The organism is Thioalkalivibrio sp. ALE17, assembly GCF_000425605.1.
Lineage (GTDB): Bacteria > Pseudomonadota > Gammaproteobacteria > Ectothiorhodospirales > Ectothiorhodospiraceae > Thioalkalivibrio.
This window is the reverse complement of record NZ_KE384406.1, coordinates 4998-18940: the sequence shown is the minus strand read 5'-3', so window position 1 is coordinate 18940 and position 13943 is coordinate 4998. Positions and strand designations below refer to the sequence as shown.

Annotated in this window: 13 protein-coding genes, 1 tRNA gene and 1 other RNA gene; 8 read left to right on the top strand and 7 right to left on the bottom strand. The window is 67.4% G+C overall.

All coding sequences use genetic code 11. The annotated features are described in order from the left end of the window. Positions 1-137 precede the first annotated feature (137 nt). Together H609_RS0113040 and H609_RS0113035 are read left to right on the top strand one after the other, a co-directional pair. Positions 138-1175, top strand: coding sequence for a DUF21 domain-containing protein (locus H609_RS0113040; RefSeq protein ID WP_028485122.1), 1038 nt, complete (start codon positions 138-140; stop codon positions 1173-1175). Positions 1176-1200: 25 nt separating this feature from the next. Further along, entirely contained in the window at positions 1201-1782 is a 582-nt protein-coding gene (locus H609_RS0113035; protein ID WP_019558658.1) for a GNAT family N-acetyltransferase, read from the top strand. 15 nt (positions 1783-1797) lie between these two features. On the opposite strand, the gene H609_RS0113030 is transcribed toward H609_RS0113035, so the two are convergent. The 3 genes from H609_RS0113030 to H609_RS0113020 are packed head-to-tail and all read right to left on the bottom strand — an operon-like array spanning position 1798 to position 5285. Next, positions 1798-2184 (bottom strand): YajD family HNH nuclease, encoded by a 387-nt coding sequence (locus H609_RS0113030; protein WP_019558657.1) that lies wholly within the window; start codon positions 2182-2184, stop codon positions 1798-1800. Positions 2185-2242: 58 nt separating this feature from the next. After that, positions 2243-3277: an alpha/beta fold hydrolase gene (locus H609_RS0113025; RefSeq protein ID WP_028485121.1), complete on the bottom strand. Its 1035-nt coding sequence runs from the start codon at positions 3275-3277 to the stop codon at positions 2243-2245. Next, a complete protein-coding gene (locus H609_RS0113020) occupies positions 3267-5285 on the bottom strand; it encodes a site-specific recombinase (RefSeq protein ID WP_028485120.1) in 2019 nt (672 codons plus the stop codon). The genes H609_RS0113025 and H609_RS0113020 overlap by 11 nt, the downstream gene beginning before the upstream one ends. Positions 5286-5549: 264 nt before the next feature. On the opposite strand from H609_RS0113020, the gene H609_RS0113015 reads away from it, so the two are divergent. From H609_RS0113015 to H609_RS0113005, 3 genes are all read left to right on the top strand, one after another. Continuing rightward, positions 5550-6164: a BMC domain-containing protein gene (locus H609_RS0113015; RefSeq protein ID WP_018867821.1), complete on the top strand. Its 615-nt coding sequence runs from the start codon at positions 5550-5552 to the stop codon at positions 6162-6164. Position 6165: 1 nt separating this feature from the next. Beyond that, positions 6166-6738 carry an NUDIX hydrolase gene (locus H609_RS0113010; protein ID WP_018875908.1) on the top strand — a complete coding sequence of 191 codons (573 nt, stop codon included), beginning with the start codon at positions 6166-6168 and terminating at the stop codon, positions 6736-6738. A 92-nt stretch (positions 6739-6830) separates the two neighbouring features. Beyond that, complete coding sequence (locus tag H609_RS0113005; protein WP_028485119.1) at positions 6831-8099, top strand: TlpA disulfide reductase family protein; 1269 nt, start codon at positions 6831-6833, stop codon at positions 8097-8099. A 19-nt stretch (positions 8100-8118) separates the two neighbouring features. On the opposite strand, the gene H609_RS0113000 is transcribed toward H609_RS0113005, so the two are convergent. From H609_RS0113000 to H609_RS0112985, 4 genes are all read right to left on the bottom strand, one after another. Next, on the bottom strand, positions 8119-8817 hold the full coding sequence (locus H609_RS0113000; protein ID WP_018875910.1) for a rhodanese-like domain-containing protein: 699 nt from the start codon (positions 8815-8817) through the stop codon (positions 8119-8121). Between the two features lie 74 nt (positions 8818-8891). Then, positions 8892-10202: a peroxiredoxin gene (locus H609_RS0112995; RefSeq protein ID WP_028485118.1), complete on the bottom strand. Its 1311-nt coding sequence runs from the start codon at positions 10200-10202 to the stop codon at positions 8892-8894. A 111-nt stretch (positions 10203-10313) separates the two neighbouring features. Next, positions 10314-11867, bottom strand: coding sequence for a membrane-bound lytic murein transglycosylase MltF (mltF, locus tag H609_RS0112990; protein WP_028485117.1), 1554 nt, complete (start codon positions 11865-11867; stop codon positions 10314-10316). Between the two features lie 87 nt (positions 11868-11954). Next, a complete protein-coding gene (locus tag H609_RS0112985; RefSeq protein ID WP_018867827.1) occupies positions 11955-12815 on the bottom strand; it encodes a diiron oxygenase in 861 nt (286 codons plus the stop codon). A gap of 411 nt (positions 12816-13226) precedes the next feature. Here H609_RS0112985 and H609_RS0112980 point away from each other — a divergent pair, with 411 nt between their 5' ends. The 3 genes from H609_RS0112980 (at position 13227) to H609_RS14110 (ending at position 13923) form a co-directional block, all read left to right on the top strand. Continuing rightward, positions 13227-13556 carry a DUF1820 family protein gene (locus H609_RS0112980; RefSeq protein WP_028485116.1) on the top strand — a complete coding sequence of 110 codons (330 nt, stop codon included), beginning with the start codon at positions 13227-13229 and terminating at the stop codon, positions 13554-13556. 93 nt (positions 13557-13649) lie between these two features. After that, positions 13650-13740, top strand: a tRNA-Ser gene (locus H609_RS0112975). A gap of 37 nt (positions 13741-13777) precedes the next feature. Then, positions 13778-13923: non-coding RNA, RtT sRNA (locus tag H609_RS14110), on the top strand. The last annotated feature ends 20 nt before the right edge of the window (positions 13924-13943 follow it).

Genomic DNA, 13943 nt, shown 5'->3' with positions numbered 1-13943 from the left:
CCCCGTCTTCGAGTGTAGATGCTCTCAACCGGCGTGGGGGTGGTATCGCACAGAGCAGGGCCTGTTCCGTGCGGGCGCGCACGGCCGGCGGCGCGGTACCCTGATCCCATGTATGCGCGTGCCAAGGAAATGACCCCATGAGCCTTCTGACCTGGCTGGGTATCCTCGTCTGCCTGTCCCAATCGGCGATCCTGTCCGGGCTCAACCTCGGGCTGTTCTCGCGCAGCAAGCTGGAACTGGAGGTCCAGGCGCAGAAGGGGGATCCGCGCGCGGAACGCCTGCTGGCCCTGCGCGGCGATGCGAATTTTGCCCTGGTGACCATCCTCTGGGGCAATGTCGCCGTCAACGTGCTGCTGGCGCTGCTGTCGGGCTCGGCGATGGGGGGCGTGGCGGCGTTCCTGTTCTCCACGGTCGTGATCACGATCTTTGCCGAGATCCTGCCGCAGTCCTATTTCTCCCGGCACGCGCTGAAGGTGGCCGGGGCGCTCTATCCGCTGCTGCGGTTCTACCAGTTCCTGATGTATCCGGTGGCGCGCCCCACGGCCTGGGTGCTGGATCGCTGGCTCGGCGGCGAGGAGATCCGGTTCTTCCCGGAGCGCGATCTGCACCACCTGATCGATCTGCATATGCAGGCGCACGGCAGCGAGATCACGCGGGTCGAGGGACGCGGTGCACGCAATTTCCTGGAGCTGGACGACATCCTGGTGCAGCACGAGGGGCAGGCGCTGGATCCGGACAGCGTGCTCACCATGGAATTCGCGGACGGGCGCCCGGTCTTCCCCGCGATCGCGCCGCGGACCGATGATCCGTTCCTGGTCCGGCTCAATCGGCCCGGGCGGGGCTGGATAGTGATTACCGACCCCGAAGGCGAGCCGCGCACGGTGATCCGGGTCCCGGAGTTCACCCGCGAGGCCCTGTTTGCACCGGAACGCTTTGATCCCCACCATCACTGTCACCATCCTCTGGTGGTACGCGATGGGGGCCGACGTCTGGGCGGGCTGGTGCCGCATTTCAAGGTGCGCCCGGCCAGCAGTGGCGACACCGTGGTCGGCGACGATGTCATCCTGCTGTGGACCGATGATCAGCGCCGCATCCTGAGCGGGACCGATATCCTCGGCCGTTTGCTGCGCGGTGTGGGGCAGCCGGCCCCGGCCGACACCCCGGGAGCGGTCTGAGCGCGAGCGCAGGAGGCCGAAACGAATGGAATTCAGGACCGTGGGCGGGGCGGGTATAACGCCCTATCTGGACGCCGTGGCACGCCTGCGTATCGCGGTGTTCCGCGAGTGGCCGTACCTCTACGACGGCAGTGCGGAGTACGAGGCGCGGTACCTGCAGGACTACGCGGACTGCCCGGACAGCACGCTGGTGCTGGCGCTGGAAGATGGCCGTGTGGTGGGCGCTTCCACCGCGTTGCCTCTGGCCGCGGCCGAGGCGGAATTCCAGGCCCCGTTTCGCGAGCAGGGGCTGGACCCGGCGGCGTACTACTACCTCGCGGAGTCAGTGCTGGAGCCGGAGTTTCGTGGTCAGGGAGCCGGGCACCGGTTTTTCGACGAGCGCGAGGCGGCGGCCCGCCGGTTGGGGTTTGCGCATGCCACCTTCTGTGCGGTGGTGCGCCCGCAGGATCACCCGCGGCGCCCGGCGGACTATCGGCCGCTGGACGGTTTCTGGAGGAGGCGCGGCTACACCCGGGCCGAGGGCCTGGTCTGCCAGTTTCCCTGGCCGGATATTGGCGAGACGCAGGAAACCCACAAGCCATTGCAGTTCTGGTGGCGCGGGCTGTGAAGCGGTCGCGGGGGTTTACGCTCCCGAATCGTCATCCTGTGGATCGTTGTCCCCCTTGAGCATGCCGGCCAGCCCGGCGAACGGGTTGTGCGTGGCCGTGGTTCCGCCCGTCTTGCCGCTTCCGGGGGTGGCATCGGTATAGCGCTGGTGCTCGTTGTCGTGGCAGTACAGGCACAGCAGTTCCCAGTTGCTGCCGTCCGGGGGGTTGTTGTCGTGGTTGTGGTCGCGGTGGTGCACCGTCAGCTCGCGCAGATTGGCGCGGGTGAACTCCCGCCCGCAGCGCCCGCAAACCCACGGATACATCTTCAGGGCCTGCTCGCGATAGCCGCGTTCGCGCTCCGCCTGGTCGCGCCGACTGCGGGCCACCAGGTCGTCGAGACGGTTGGAGGTCGAGTGGGTCATGGGGCGGTCTCCAGAGGTTGCTGCATCGAGCGTAGCTTTGATGCGCCGGCGCGGCCAGTCAGTCCAGGTCTCGAAGGTATTGCGTTAGCGCATCGAGGCTGCGTTCGTGGCCGGAGGGGAGGGGGGCTTGCGGGTCCTGCAGCCAGGCGGCGATGTCGGCGAAGGTGGTTCCGGCGCGGGTGTAGCGGGTCAGCATGTGGTAGCCCTCGGGGTAGAGCACGGCGCGGTGGGCACCGGACTCCTGCGCGGAAAGCCCCTCCAGCAGGCGCGCCAGGGGGCGCGGTGGCACGAGGTCGTCGCGCGCCCCGTAGAGGGTCAGGCTGGGCGCGGGCAGGTCGGGACCGGTCTCCAGCGCGCGGGTCATCAGGGTGGTCAGGCCGTCGAGGGCATCGATGCGCGCGTCGCGCAGCACGAGCGGGTCGTCGCGCATCTGTTGCAGCACGGCGGGGTCGTCGGTGGGACGGATATCCAGTTCCGCCGCCATCTCGCCGTCCAGGCGCCAGCCGGGCGCCAGGCGCGCTCCCAGCCACAGGCCGAAGCGCTGATACCAGGGCATGTCGCCCCGGCTCCAGACGGCCGGGGCGATCAGCACCGTGCCGGCTACAAGGGGTGTCCCGTCCCCGGCGTCGGGCGCCTCCGCCGCGGCCAGCAGGGCGACCGCGCCGCCCATGCTCTTGCCGACCAGGTAGGGCGTGCGATCGGGATAACGCGCCTGCAGCAGCCGCAGCGCGGTGCGGGCGTCCTCGGCCATGATCCGATGACCGGACCAGTAGCCGGCATTGCGCGTGCCGCCGAAGCCGCGCTGGTCATAGGCGTAGACCGCGATGGCATGCTCGGCGAGGGCCTCGCCCAGGGCCTGCATGCTGCCGCCGTGGTCGTTGAACCCGTGCAGGGCCAGCACCACCTGCTCCGGGGTCTCCGGACCCCAGCGATGCAGCGGCAGTCGATCACCGTCCGCGGTGTGGATGACCTCCTGGGCGAGGATCGGCACGCGGGACTCGCCACCGGACGGGTTGGGCACCGCTCCGGCACAGCCGGCCAGCCACAGGATGGCCAGCGGCAGCAGGAGACCCCGGGCGTGGCTACCGAGCATCGCCTTTGTCGTTGTCGTCGGCGGCGTCAACGGCACGCGGGGGGAACAGGAATTCCCGCGGGCGTTCGCGCAGATGATGGCCGTAGGCGCGGAAGACGCGGCCGAAGGCCCCCATACGCACGCCCCGGGCGCGCAGCGCGACGTACAGCGCGAGGCCGAAACTGACCCACAGGTTGACGGCCCCGATCAGCAGCACGAAGACCAGGAACAGTGTGAATATCCCCAGCCCGGGTGTCTCGCTGGCGGTGATATAGCCGAGATTGGCCGAGGCGAAGGCCACGTGCTGGATATCCAGCGGCAGGCTCAGCAGGTAGCCGACATATCCGGTGACCCCGAGCAGGACACCGAACAGGAAGTTCCCGATCAGGGCCCCGTAGTTGTAGCCGATCCAGTCAGCCAGGCGGTGGCGGGCGCCGGTGGGCAGCAGGCGGCGCAGCCAAGGGTGTTCCCGCAGCCGGCCGGGCAGGTCGAGATAGGCGCAGCGGTTGTCGAAGAACCCGGCGATCAGGCCGGAGACGAACAGCCAGACCCCGGCGATCGCGGCGAAGAACAGCGCCAGCCCCATGATCGGGCGCAGGCCGTCCATCAGGTAGTCGGCCTCCTGGCCGGACAGGATCGGGGTCTCGAACAGGCGGGCGGAAAACAGCCCGATCAGGATCGCGGTGGGCAGGGCGATGCCCACGTTGCCCAGCACCGCGGCAAACTGCGAGCGTCCCACCCGCATCAGGAGGTCCGCCATCTTGCGCGGGTCGGCCGTCCCGCGTTCGCTCTCCTCGATGGCGGCGGCCAGGCGCGCGGCGGTCATCGCCGGCTGCTTGGTGGCGACGGTGAAGTGCAGGATGTGGATGAGCACGAAACCGAGCCCGTAGTTCAGGCTGGTCCACAGTGTGTAGGCCGCCTGGGACAGATCCAGGGCCCCGATCTGGATCTTGATCAGCGCCATCACCGCGATAATCAGCCCGGCGCCGGCCCCGGAGCGCAGCATCTGGAAGTATTCGCCGCGCGACTGGGTGATGTAGTGCTCGCCGGTGTCGCTGACATGCTGGGTAATGCTGCGCGAGACCAGCTTGATGTTGTCCTGCCACAGCGCGCGCACCCCGTGCTGGCGGGCGCTGATGGTGATGAGTTCGCGGAACACGCCGACCGAGGCGGCGCGGGTATCGCGCTCCGCATCGGGTTCCAGCAGGTCGAGCAGCTTGTGGATGCGCCGGAGGGTCTGGTCCAGGCGTTCCAGCAGGTGGGTCAGGGACAGGCTGTTGCCGTGGGTGATGGCCAGCTGGCGCAGGCGCGCGATCTGCTCGCCGCACTGCTCCAGCAGCACGCGGGCGTGGCGGTCGTCCATGCGTTCGCGGTTGGGGTCCTCCAGCGCGGCGCGATAGTCGCGCACGTAGGCGGAGATCTCGCGCTCCTGGGCCACAAACGCCGAGTTGCGCTCCGCGATCGACGGGTCCAGGCGCAGGAGTTCCGGTTCCAGTTCCTCGGCCGCCACCCAGATGGACAGCATCTCCAGGGCGTAGAGGATCTCCTCGCGGGCCCGGTGCAGGACCCCGGGATGCTCGCCGGACAGGCAGCCCAGTGCCTCCAGCAGGCGCCACCAGGCATCGTCCGGAAGGGCGGCGACCCATACGGCATCGTCGGTCTGGTGAAAGACGTGAAACAGCACATCTTTCAGATCCTGGCGATCCATCGGGCGCGGGTTGATGCGCTCGTAGATCAATTCGGCCGCCTCACGAAAGAATCCCTTGCGCGAGAACAGGCCGATCCCGGTGTACAGCGTCAGGTGCCGGGCGTCCTCCAGCCCGTCCTCCAGTCGCTGACGCAGCCGTTCCTGCAGGCTCGGGTGGTCCGCGAGCGCCAGGGTCAGTTGTTCGATCCGGCCGATAACCGGGGCCACATTGCGGGGATCTTCCGGGCGCAGCCAGTCGACGAGTTCGCGCAGGGTCTCGGCCAGGTCGAGGTCGGCATCTTCCACGCGGGCCAGGAGGTGTTCCGCGTCCTGCTTTGTCATGACAATCCCTGTGGCGGCTGGGCTGGCGTAGCATTATACGAGGCCATACGGGGGTTGTGTCCGCGCGTTGCAGGGGCGCCGATGCGGCCCGGAGATTGAGCTTGAGGCCCGCTGCGTTCACAATACGCCCCTCAATTCTCCCGTGTACTCACGCAGGCCGGCGGTAGCAGGCGGCTTGCGTAACCTGTGCGCGGACGCCCCGCGCGGGTTCGGGCCGCGACGCGCGGGACCCATGGGGCCCAGGCCCCGGCCCAGAGCGAATCGATGATCCAGCTGCGAACCTACGTCTACATGGATTCCCTCCAGCCGCAGCTGGCGGAATACATGGCTACGGTCTCCCAGGGCTTTCTGCCCGTACCGGGGGACTCCTGCCTGTGGGTGGAGGTTTCGCCGGGGATGGCGGTGCACCGTCTGACCGACGTGGCGCTGAAGGCGACCAACGTGCACCTCGCGCAGCAGGTGGTGGAGCGCGAGTTCGGTTCCATGGTGATCCACCACCGCGACCAGAGCGAGGTGCAGGAGGCCGGTCGCGTGCTGCTCTCGCGCCTGGGCGCCAGCCAGGAGGATCGCCAGCCCTGCCGCATCCCCTGGCAGGAGACCATCCGCGGGATGACCCCGGATCACACCGTGCTGATCAACCGCCAGAACCGCCGCGGGAACATGATCCTGCCGGATCAGAGCATGTTCATCCTCGAGGCGGAGCCGGCCGGCTACATCATCTACGCCGCGAACCAGGCGTTGAAGGCGGCCAATGTGTCGCTGATCGATGTGCGCGCGGTGGGCGCCTTCGGGCGTCTGACCCTCGCCGGCCGCGAGGGCGACGTGGACGAGGCGGCGCGCGCGGCGATCCACGCGCTGCACAACCCCGCCGGGACCTGAGATGCATCGCGCGCAGCTGCTGGACCTGCTCGCCCGTCACCAGACGACCTTCATCGAGGAGGCCGGCTTCGTCCGCCGCGCTCTGGATTTCGTCAACGACCACCCGGACTGCTTCAATTGCGACCTGACGCCGGCCCACGTGACCGGCTCGGCCTGGGTGGTCAGTCCGGATCGCGAGCAGGCCCTGCTGTTGCTGCACGGCAAGCACCATCGCTGGTTCCAGCCAGGCGGGCATGCCGATGGTCAGGCGGATATCCTGCAGGTGGCGCTGCGCGAGACACACGAGGAAACCGGCTTGTCCCCCGAGCATATCCGGCTCGTCGAGGAAGACATCTTCGACCTGGATATCCACACCATCCCCGCCAGCCCGCATTTCCCGATGCACGAGCACATCGACGTGCGCTTCCTGCTGGAGATCGATGACCGCCTGCCGGTGCCCGGCAGCCACGAGTCGCACGACATCCTGTGGGTCCCGCTGCAGCATGTCTCGCGCTACAACAACAGCCGTTCCCTGTGGCGGATGGTGGAGAAGACCCGCCGCCTGCGTACCTACCGGCACATTCACCCGCGCTGATCCCGTATCCCCAGCGGGGTGGTGACGTTTCCGCCCGCCCGGCGGGGCGCTATAGTCGCCTTCCGTCTCCCTGATCCATGCGTCCCGTGTCGATGAGCGTTCTGCCACGTCTTGGCCTGCTGCTGTGCCTGATTCTGGCTGCGCCGGTGCTGGCCGACGCCGCGGAGCCGCGTTCGATGACCGTGACGGATCCCGCCGGCGTGGAGCTGGACGTGACCGTCTACCCGGCCGGGGGTGAGCGCCTCTACCTCTGGCTGCTGCCGCAGGCGGGCGCGCACGCCAACCATGCCGAGTTCGGCCGCGAGCTGGCGGCCATGGGCATCGAGGTCTGGCAGGTGGACCTGCTGGATGCCCATTTCCTCCCCCGCACCAACGAGAGCATGCGCAGCCTGGATGGAGTCAGCGTGGCCGCGTTGCTGCGCGCCGCGCATGAAGAGACGGGCAAGGAGGTCATGCTGGTGGCCTCCGGTCGCCCGGCCATCACCGCGCTGCGCGGCCTGCGCCAGTGGCAGAAAGACGGGCCCGAGGCGGCCTACGTGCTGGGTGCGGCCCTGGCCTTCCCCAACCTGATGGTGGACACGCCAGTCGCCGGGGCGCCCGCGGAGTTTGTGGATGTCGTGCGGGCCACCAGCCTTCCGGTGTTTCTGCTGCAGCCGACCCAGGGCGTCTACCGCTGGCACCTGGACGAGATCCTGACCGACCTGCGCCGGGGTGGCAGCGCGGTATTCGTGCAGATGATCCCGGGGGTGCGCGACTTCTACTACCTGCGCCGTTCCGACCCCGAACCGGAGGAAGTGGCCATGGCGGCCCGTCTGCCCGCGCAGTTGCTGCAGGCGGGCCGGTTGCTGGCCAGCGTCCCGCGCCCGCTGGCGGCGGCGCCGATGCCGGAACTCGCGCACGAGGTCGAGGCCGGTCGGGGGCTGGTAGCGCGCGATCACCCACCGCCGGTTGCGGACTTCACCCTGACCGATCACCTTGGCGATGAGCAGTCGCTGTCCGACTACGCGGACCAGGTGGTCCTGCTGAACTTCTGGGCCAGCTGGTGCCCGCCCTGCGTCCACGAGATCCCGTCGATGAACCGCATGGCCGAGACCCTGGGCAAGGGTTTCGCCATCGTCTCGGTTAACTATCAGGAGAGCGCCGAGCACATCTCCGCCTTCATGGACGAGGTGCAGGTGGATTTCCCGGTGCTGATGGATTTCGACGGCCGGGTTGCCGCCGACTGGCGTGTATTCGCCTTCCCCAGCTCCTTCATCCTTGGCCGCGACGGCCGCGTGCGCTATTCCGTCAACAGCGCCATCGAATGGGACGACCCCGACGTCATCAACCGCGTCCGTACCCTCATGACCGAGCCCGAATAGCCGGCCGGACGGTCGTGCGTTATTCGTCGGTGGAGCCTTCCACCGTGGTCAGGCCGAAGGCGTGCCACATTTGCATGCCGCCGCGGTACCACTTGATGCGTTCGGCCGGGTAGCCGAGGTTGGTCAGCGTGCGGATGTTGGTGGGGGACTGCCCGCACCAAGGGCCGTTGCAGAACAGCACCAGGGTCTTGGCGTGGCTGAAGTCGTAGAAGTCCCCGTCGAAGACCACGTCGAACCGGTCGCTCAGCACATTGCGTACGTCGTCCGGGTCGGCCCCGGAGGCGAAGTGCAGGCGATCCCAGGGGATGTTGATGGCCCCGGGGATGGTGCCGCGGCGATATTCGCGTGGGGTGCGTGAATCGATGATCAGCAGGTCGTCGCGCTCGGTGGTCTGGCGCAGGTAATCGATGAACTCCAGTTCACCCAGCGTCTCGACCCCTCGACCCAGGCTCATCGGCTGGATGCAGAAGGGCGGACAGGGGCGCGCAATCTGCGCATAGTCGAGATCGATGGTCGCGAAGGTGTCCTGGTCGCGGGTCACCGTCACGCGCTCGTCGCCGTGGCGCACCTCGAACTCGGCCATGTCGGCGGTGATGCCCACCTCCACCTCCGCGAAGGTGGGCGAGGCCACCAGCAGTGCCAGGCTCGCGAGCAGGCCGCATACACGGGGCGATGCGGGTTGGGGCTTTTCCATCGGATTCTCCTCGGCATCCGCCATTCCTCAAGCGTAGTCCCGAATATTGCCGAGCACGCGCAAGGGCCCACGTGTGGCGGGTATTTCGGGCGGCGGCGTTACCCTTGCGCCTGTTCGTCGAGGAGTTCGCGGATCTGGTCGATGACGCCGGGTTCGGTCCATTCGATCGCGCCGAACAGGTAGTAGCGCAGCTGGCCCTCGCGGTCGATGACGTAGCTGGTGGGGTAGGCCATCGCGCGCCAGTCATTCAGGGAGGCCTGGTCCGGGTCGAGGAGGATGGTGAAGTCCGTTTGCACTTCGTCCTCGATGAAGCGGCGGATGGTGGCCTCGTCCTCGCCGAGATTCACCGCGAGGATGCGAAAGCCTTCCGCGCGCAGTTCATCCTCCAGCAACTGCATGGATGGCATCTCGTGCACGCAGGGCGGGCACCAGCTTGCCCAGAAGTTCACCAGCACGACCTCGCCGCGATAGTCCTCCAGACGACGGTTGTCGCCGGCAAGGTCGGGCCGTTCCAGCGGCGGGGCGGCCACGGGCTCGTCCAGGGTATTCAGTTGCGCGTCGCCGCCGGTGGGGGTGCGCACGGCCAGGTCGGTGTCCGCATCGGCCACGGCCGGCGTCCGCTGGCGGGGCAGGCGCGACAGCATCTCCATGCCGAAGGCGATCTCGCGATGGAAGTGCTCGCTCGCCAGTTGCTCGCCGGCCGTGGCATCCGGGCGGAAGAAGAACCGGTCGCGGATGCCGGGAAGCAGGCGGGCCCCCACGGCACTACCGCCCTCCGTGAGACCCGCGCGGATGCGGCCGAGTTGCTGGCGCTGTGGGGATTGCGCCGGTTGCAGGATGTACACGGGGAGGTTGGTCAGCCCGACGATGGCCTGCAGCTCGGCACCTTCGGTGTCCACGCCGGTGTGCAGGTAGGGGCTGGCCATCAGCAGGCCGGCCATGTGGTCCGCATCCGGGTGGGCGAGCTGCCACTGGTAAAGCCCGGTGAGCAGCCAGGGCAGGGCGCGGTCGTGGCCGAACGCGAAGACGGCTCGACCGGTATCGGCGTGAGCCGACTCGATCAGGTCCGCGACGGTCGTGGTGGGCATCTCATCGAAGCTGGAGGCCGCCTCCGGCAGGAAGTGGCCGCTGAAGGGGTCAACCAGCCAGACCTCGATGCCGATGGCCTGCAGGGCCAGGGCTTGGGTGCGGTGGCCGTCGCGCAACCCGTGCTCGGACGGGAACCACAGCAGCACGGCGTCGCCGTCGGCGCGATAGCGCTCCACCGGGACTTCGGCGCCGCCGGCCTCGATGATGGCGGCTGCGTTCGTAGCGCCGGTTGGATCCCCGGCATCCTCTGCCAGGGCGATAAGCGGCGTCCCCAGAAGCGCTACCAGAGTGAGCAGAACAACGGCGAGAGAACGGGTCATGCAGGCCTTTCCAGAGGGTGTTCGGGGAGAGACGCACGAGGGCTCGATATTGATCCGCCGGTGCTGAATGCAGTCCGGTCGTCCCGTGGACATCCTTGTGAGACTCCACACCTAGAGCGACACCGGGACCCGGCGATACGGCTCGGGGGGCGGCGGTCTGTGGTCGCCGCTTTCGGGGAAGCGCTGGATCAGCTTGTCGTAGTAGCTGCGGATGTTCTGCACGTAGACGACCGGCTCCCAGCCACGGGCGTAGCCATAGCGGGTGCGCTCGTACCATTCGGGGTCGGCCAGGCGCGGGAGCCACTGCATCACGTCCAGCCAGCGATCCGGATCGTCGCCATGCGCATCCGCCAGGCGACGGGCGTCGTGCAGGTGACCGAGGCCGACGTTGTAGGCCGCCAAGGTCATCCAGGTGCGGTCCGGTTCCGGGATTCGCTCCGGGAGTCGTTCGCGCAGATCCAGCAGGTATCGCGTGCCACCGTCCACGCTCGATGCGGGATCGGTGCGGTCGTCGATGCCGAGACCCGCAGCGGTGTTCTGGGTCAGCATCATCAGCCCGCGCACGCCGGTGGGCGACACGGCGTTGGCATTCCAGTGTGACTCCTGATAGGCCACCGCCGCGATGAAGCGCCAGTCCAGGCCGTATTGCTCGCCGGCGCTCTCGAACAGGTCGCGAAAGCGATCCAGGCGGTCCTCCACTCGGCGGGCGAAGGTCAGGGCGTCCACCAGATCGTGGGTCTCCAGGTGGCCCAGGTAACGGTCGGTCATCAGCTCCAGTTCGCGGTTCTCGCGCAGGCGCTCGATATAGCGTTCCGCCGCTTCGATCAGGCTGTGGTCGAACCCGGATGGGAACAGCCAGGTGACGGTCGCACCGCGCTCGAACTCGTACGCGGTGCGCAGCTCGGGATGCAGGCGCCGCAACCGCCCGAACTCCAGCGAGTTCATCAGGGCGTAGTCGATCTCGCCTTCGGCCAGGGCCTGGCGCAGCGCCTCGGCAGTTCCCAGCGGTACCAGTTCAATCGGAGGGTCACGGGGCTCGTCGCCCAGGATCTCCACGGGGTTCTCTTCCGGATCGCCCGATTCCGGCCCCTCCGCCATGCCTGAGCTCCTTTGTCTTGCCGCCTCGACGTGGGCCAGGTGGTTCTGCAGGCGTTCCGGCAACGGAGATTGCGCGGTGAAACCCAGGCGGGTTCCGGCGGGGAGATCGTTGAGGGCGGACAGGGCCGAGTTCGATTCGTTGTCACGCCAGAAGGCGAGGAGTTGCTGGATCGCAAGGATCTCCGGCCCTGGTTTGACCGCGGGGTCGTTGGGATCGACCAGCAACCCGGCGGCGAGATCCACGCGCTGTTCGCGCAGCCGCTGGTGGGCCTCGGCCGCCGTGTCCACGCGGGTGACCCGGATGCGCGTGCCCAGCTCCTGCGCAAAGCCGTGCAGCAGGTCGAGTTCCAGCTGGTCGTGGCCGTTGGCCACTGCAAGTTCCGAACGGCCCAGTGGGGTGTCCACCAGAACGACCTGCAACTCCTCGCGAAAGGTGAGCTGCTCCAGTGCAGAGGGTGGCTGGAACCAGACCCGCAGACCAATCATCACCAGCAGCACGATGAAGATGCCGAGCTCGATCTGACGCCAGGTCGTGCTTGGAGGTCGGAGCTGAAGGTGCGGGGCCATGGACTGGATGATACCCAATCAAGCGGCGTGGCCGCGCGGGACGCGGCGGCGCCGGGTCCGGGTGCTGGTCCTGGCCGGAATGTTTCCCTATCGCCAGTTCAGGACCAGCCCCTGAGCGCGCAGGATCTGCAGCGCGGGGTCGACACAGGTGTCGATGAAGGCGGCCCGGCGCGGATTGTCGCGTGCCAATCGGCGGTAGTCCGGACCCGCGGGCAGGCCCGCGAGCTGGTAGATATCCGCCGTCGGGTAGTAGAAGGCGTGCACGAACTGACGGAATACCCGGCGCATCAGCGGCCGGTAGGTGGTCTTCTGCCAGGCGGGCAGGGAGTCCAGGTAGCTTTCCAGCGTGTCGCGGGCATGCGCCATGTGGCGGGCCTCGTCGATCATGTGGGTGGTGACGACGTCATGCACCGTGGGGCTTATCTGGTCGCGGCGCTGGTGGATCAGCCGGTTCATCCGATCCGGCACTTCCTCGCCGATCATCACCGCGATCCAGAAGATCGAGGACTCGAACGGGGCGAAGCGTCCGACCAGCGTGGCGAGACGTGGCTTCGGGAAGCGCTTCTCCGGCAGCTCCAGGCCGCTGCGCCGCATGAACTCGATGAACATCAGGCTGTGCCCGGCCTCTTCGCGCAGCTCGTGCAGGCGGTAGTTCAGCCGGTCCAGCCGGCCGGTCGAGTGCATGGAGATGCGCGAGATGCGCTCCATGAACAGGCCCTCCAGCCACAGTGCCCCGCTGATGAAGTAGAGGAACTCGTACTGCGACAGGCGGCGTTTCTGCTCGGCGGACAACGCCGAGTATTCCGGCGTACCAAATAGCGAGACGGCCTCTTCCGGGATCCAGAAGTCCTCCGGCGACAGCGCATCCCAGCGAATCCGCGTGAGCGGATCCTGGTATGGCGAACTGTTGCGGCTCAAGTGATCGAGCAGCTCCTGGGAGGAATTCATCGTTGGCGTGCCGGGGCCCATGCGGATGAAGCCGGGAATCATACCGGCTCTGCCCGTCTGGACCAACGCCAACCCGTTGCAATCTGCGGTTGCTCCCCCATGATTAAGGAGACGCTGATTGAATCGCACGTCCGCGTTGGCGCCCCCTGTTTTCCGAGACAAGGCGCGTCGTGCAGCGGGTAGTGGTTCTACCCGCAAGCGGCGCAACGCAGGATCGGGGAACAGGGGGCACCAACCCCACAAGCCATTGAAAGCAGGGGCTCGGCCGCCCGTTGTTGATCAAAAACGGGCGCGGGAACGGCGTTGCGGTTCCCTTGTGCAGAGTGACTGCACGGCAGTCACCGCGCCTTGTTCGCACGCAAAAGCGACTCGAGCGCGGACGTGCGATTCAATCAGCGTCTCCTTAAGATCATGGACAAGAACATACGTTACCGGATCAGCTTTCTGAACAATGGCAAGACCTACGAATTGTTCGCCCGCGATGTTTATCAGGATGAACTGTACGGGTTCGTGACCATCGAGGGTCTGCTGTTCGGGGAGCGCTCGCAGGTCGTGGTGGATCCCTCGGAGGAACGCCTGCGTACCGAGTTCGAGGGAGTGGAGTGCTTTCACGTGCCGATGCATGCCCTGATTCGCATCGACGAGGTCACCGCCGTGGGGACCCCGCGCATCCACGACGCGGGCGCGGTGGGTGGCAACGTGCATGCCTTCCCGGGGTTGCCAGGCAAGGGCGGGTCCTGATCCGCAAGCGTTTTCCACCGGCCCTCCATTGCGCCGCTGCCGCGCCTGGTTTAGGATTCCGCGCTCTGTAGCTGTCCAGCGGTTGCGGAAAACGGAGAGGTGGCCGAGCGGTCGAAGGCGCACGCCTGGAAAGTGTGTATACGGTAACCCCGTATCGAGGGTTCTAATCCCTCCCTCTCCGCCAGATTCGAGCAAAGGGGCCTGCGTGGCCCCTTTTGCATGTTTGGCCCCGGAGGTGCCGGGATTCGAACCTGAGGAACAAGAACGCTGGTTCGACGGGTGACGCGGAGCGGCACCCGAGCGTCGCCGCAGGCGACGACCCGGAGGGCGAGGCACAACGTGCCGAGTAATCCCTCCCTCTCCGCCAGATTCGAGCAAAGGGGCCTG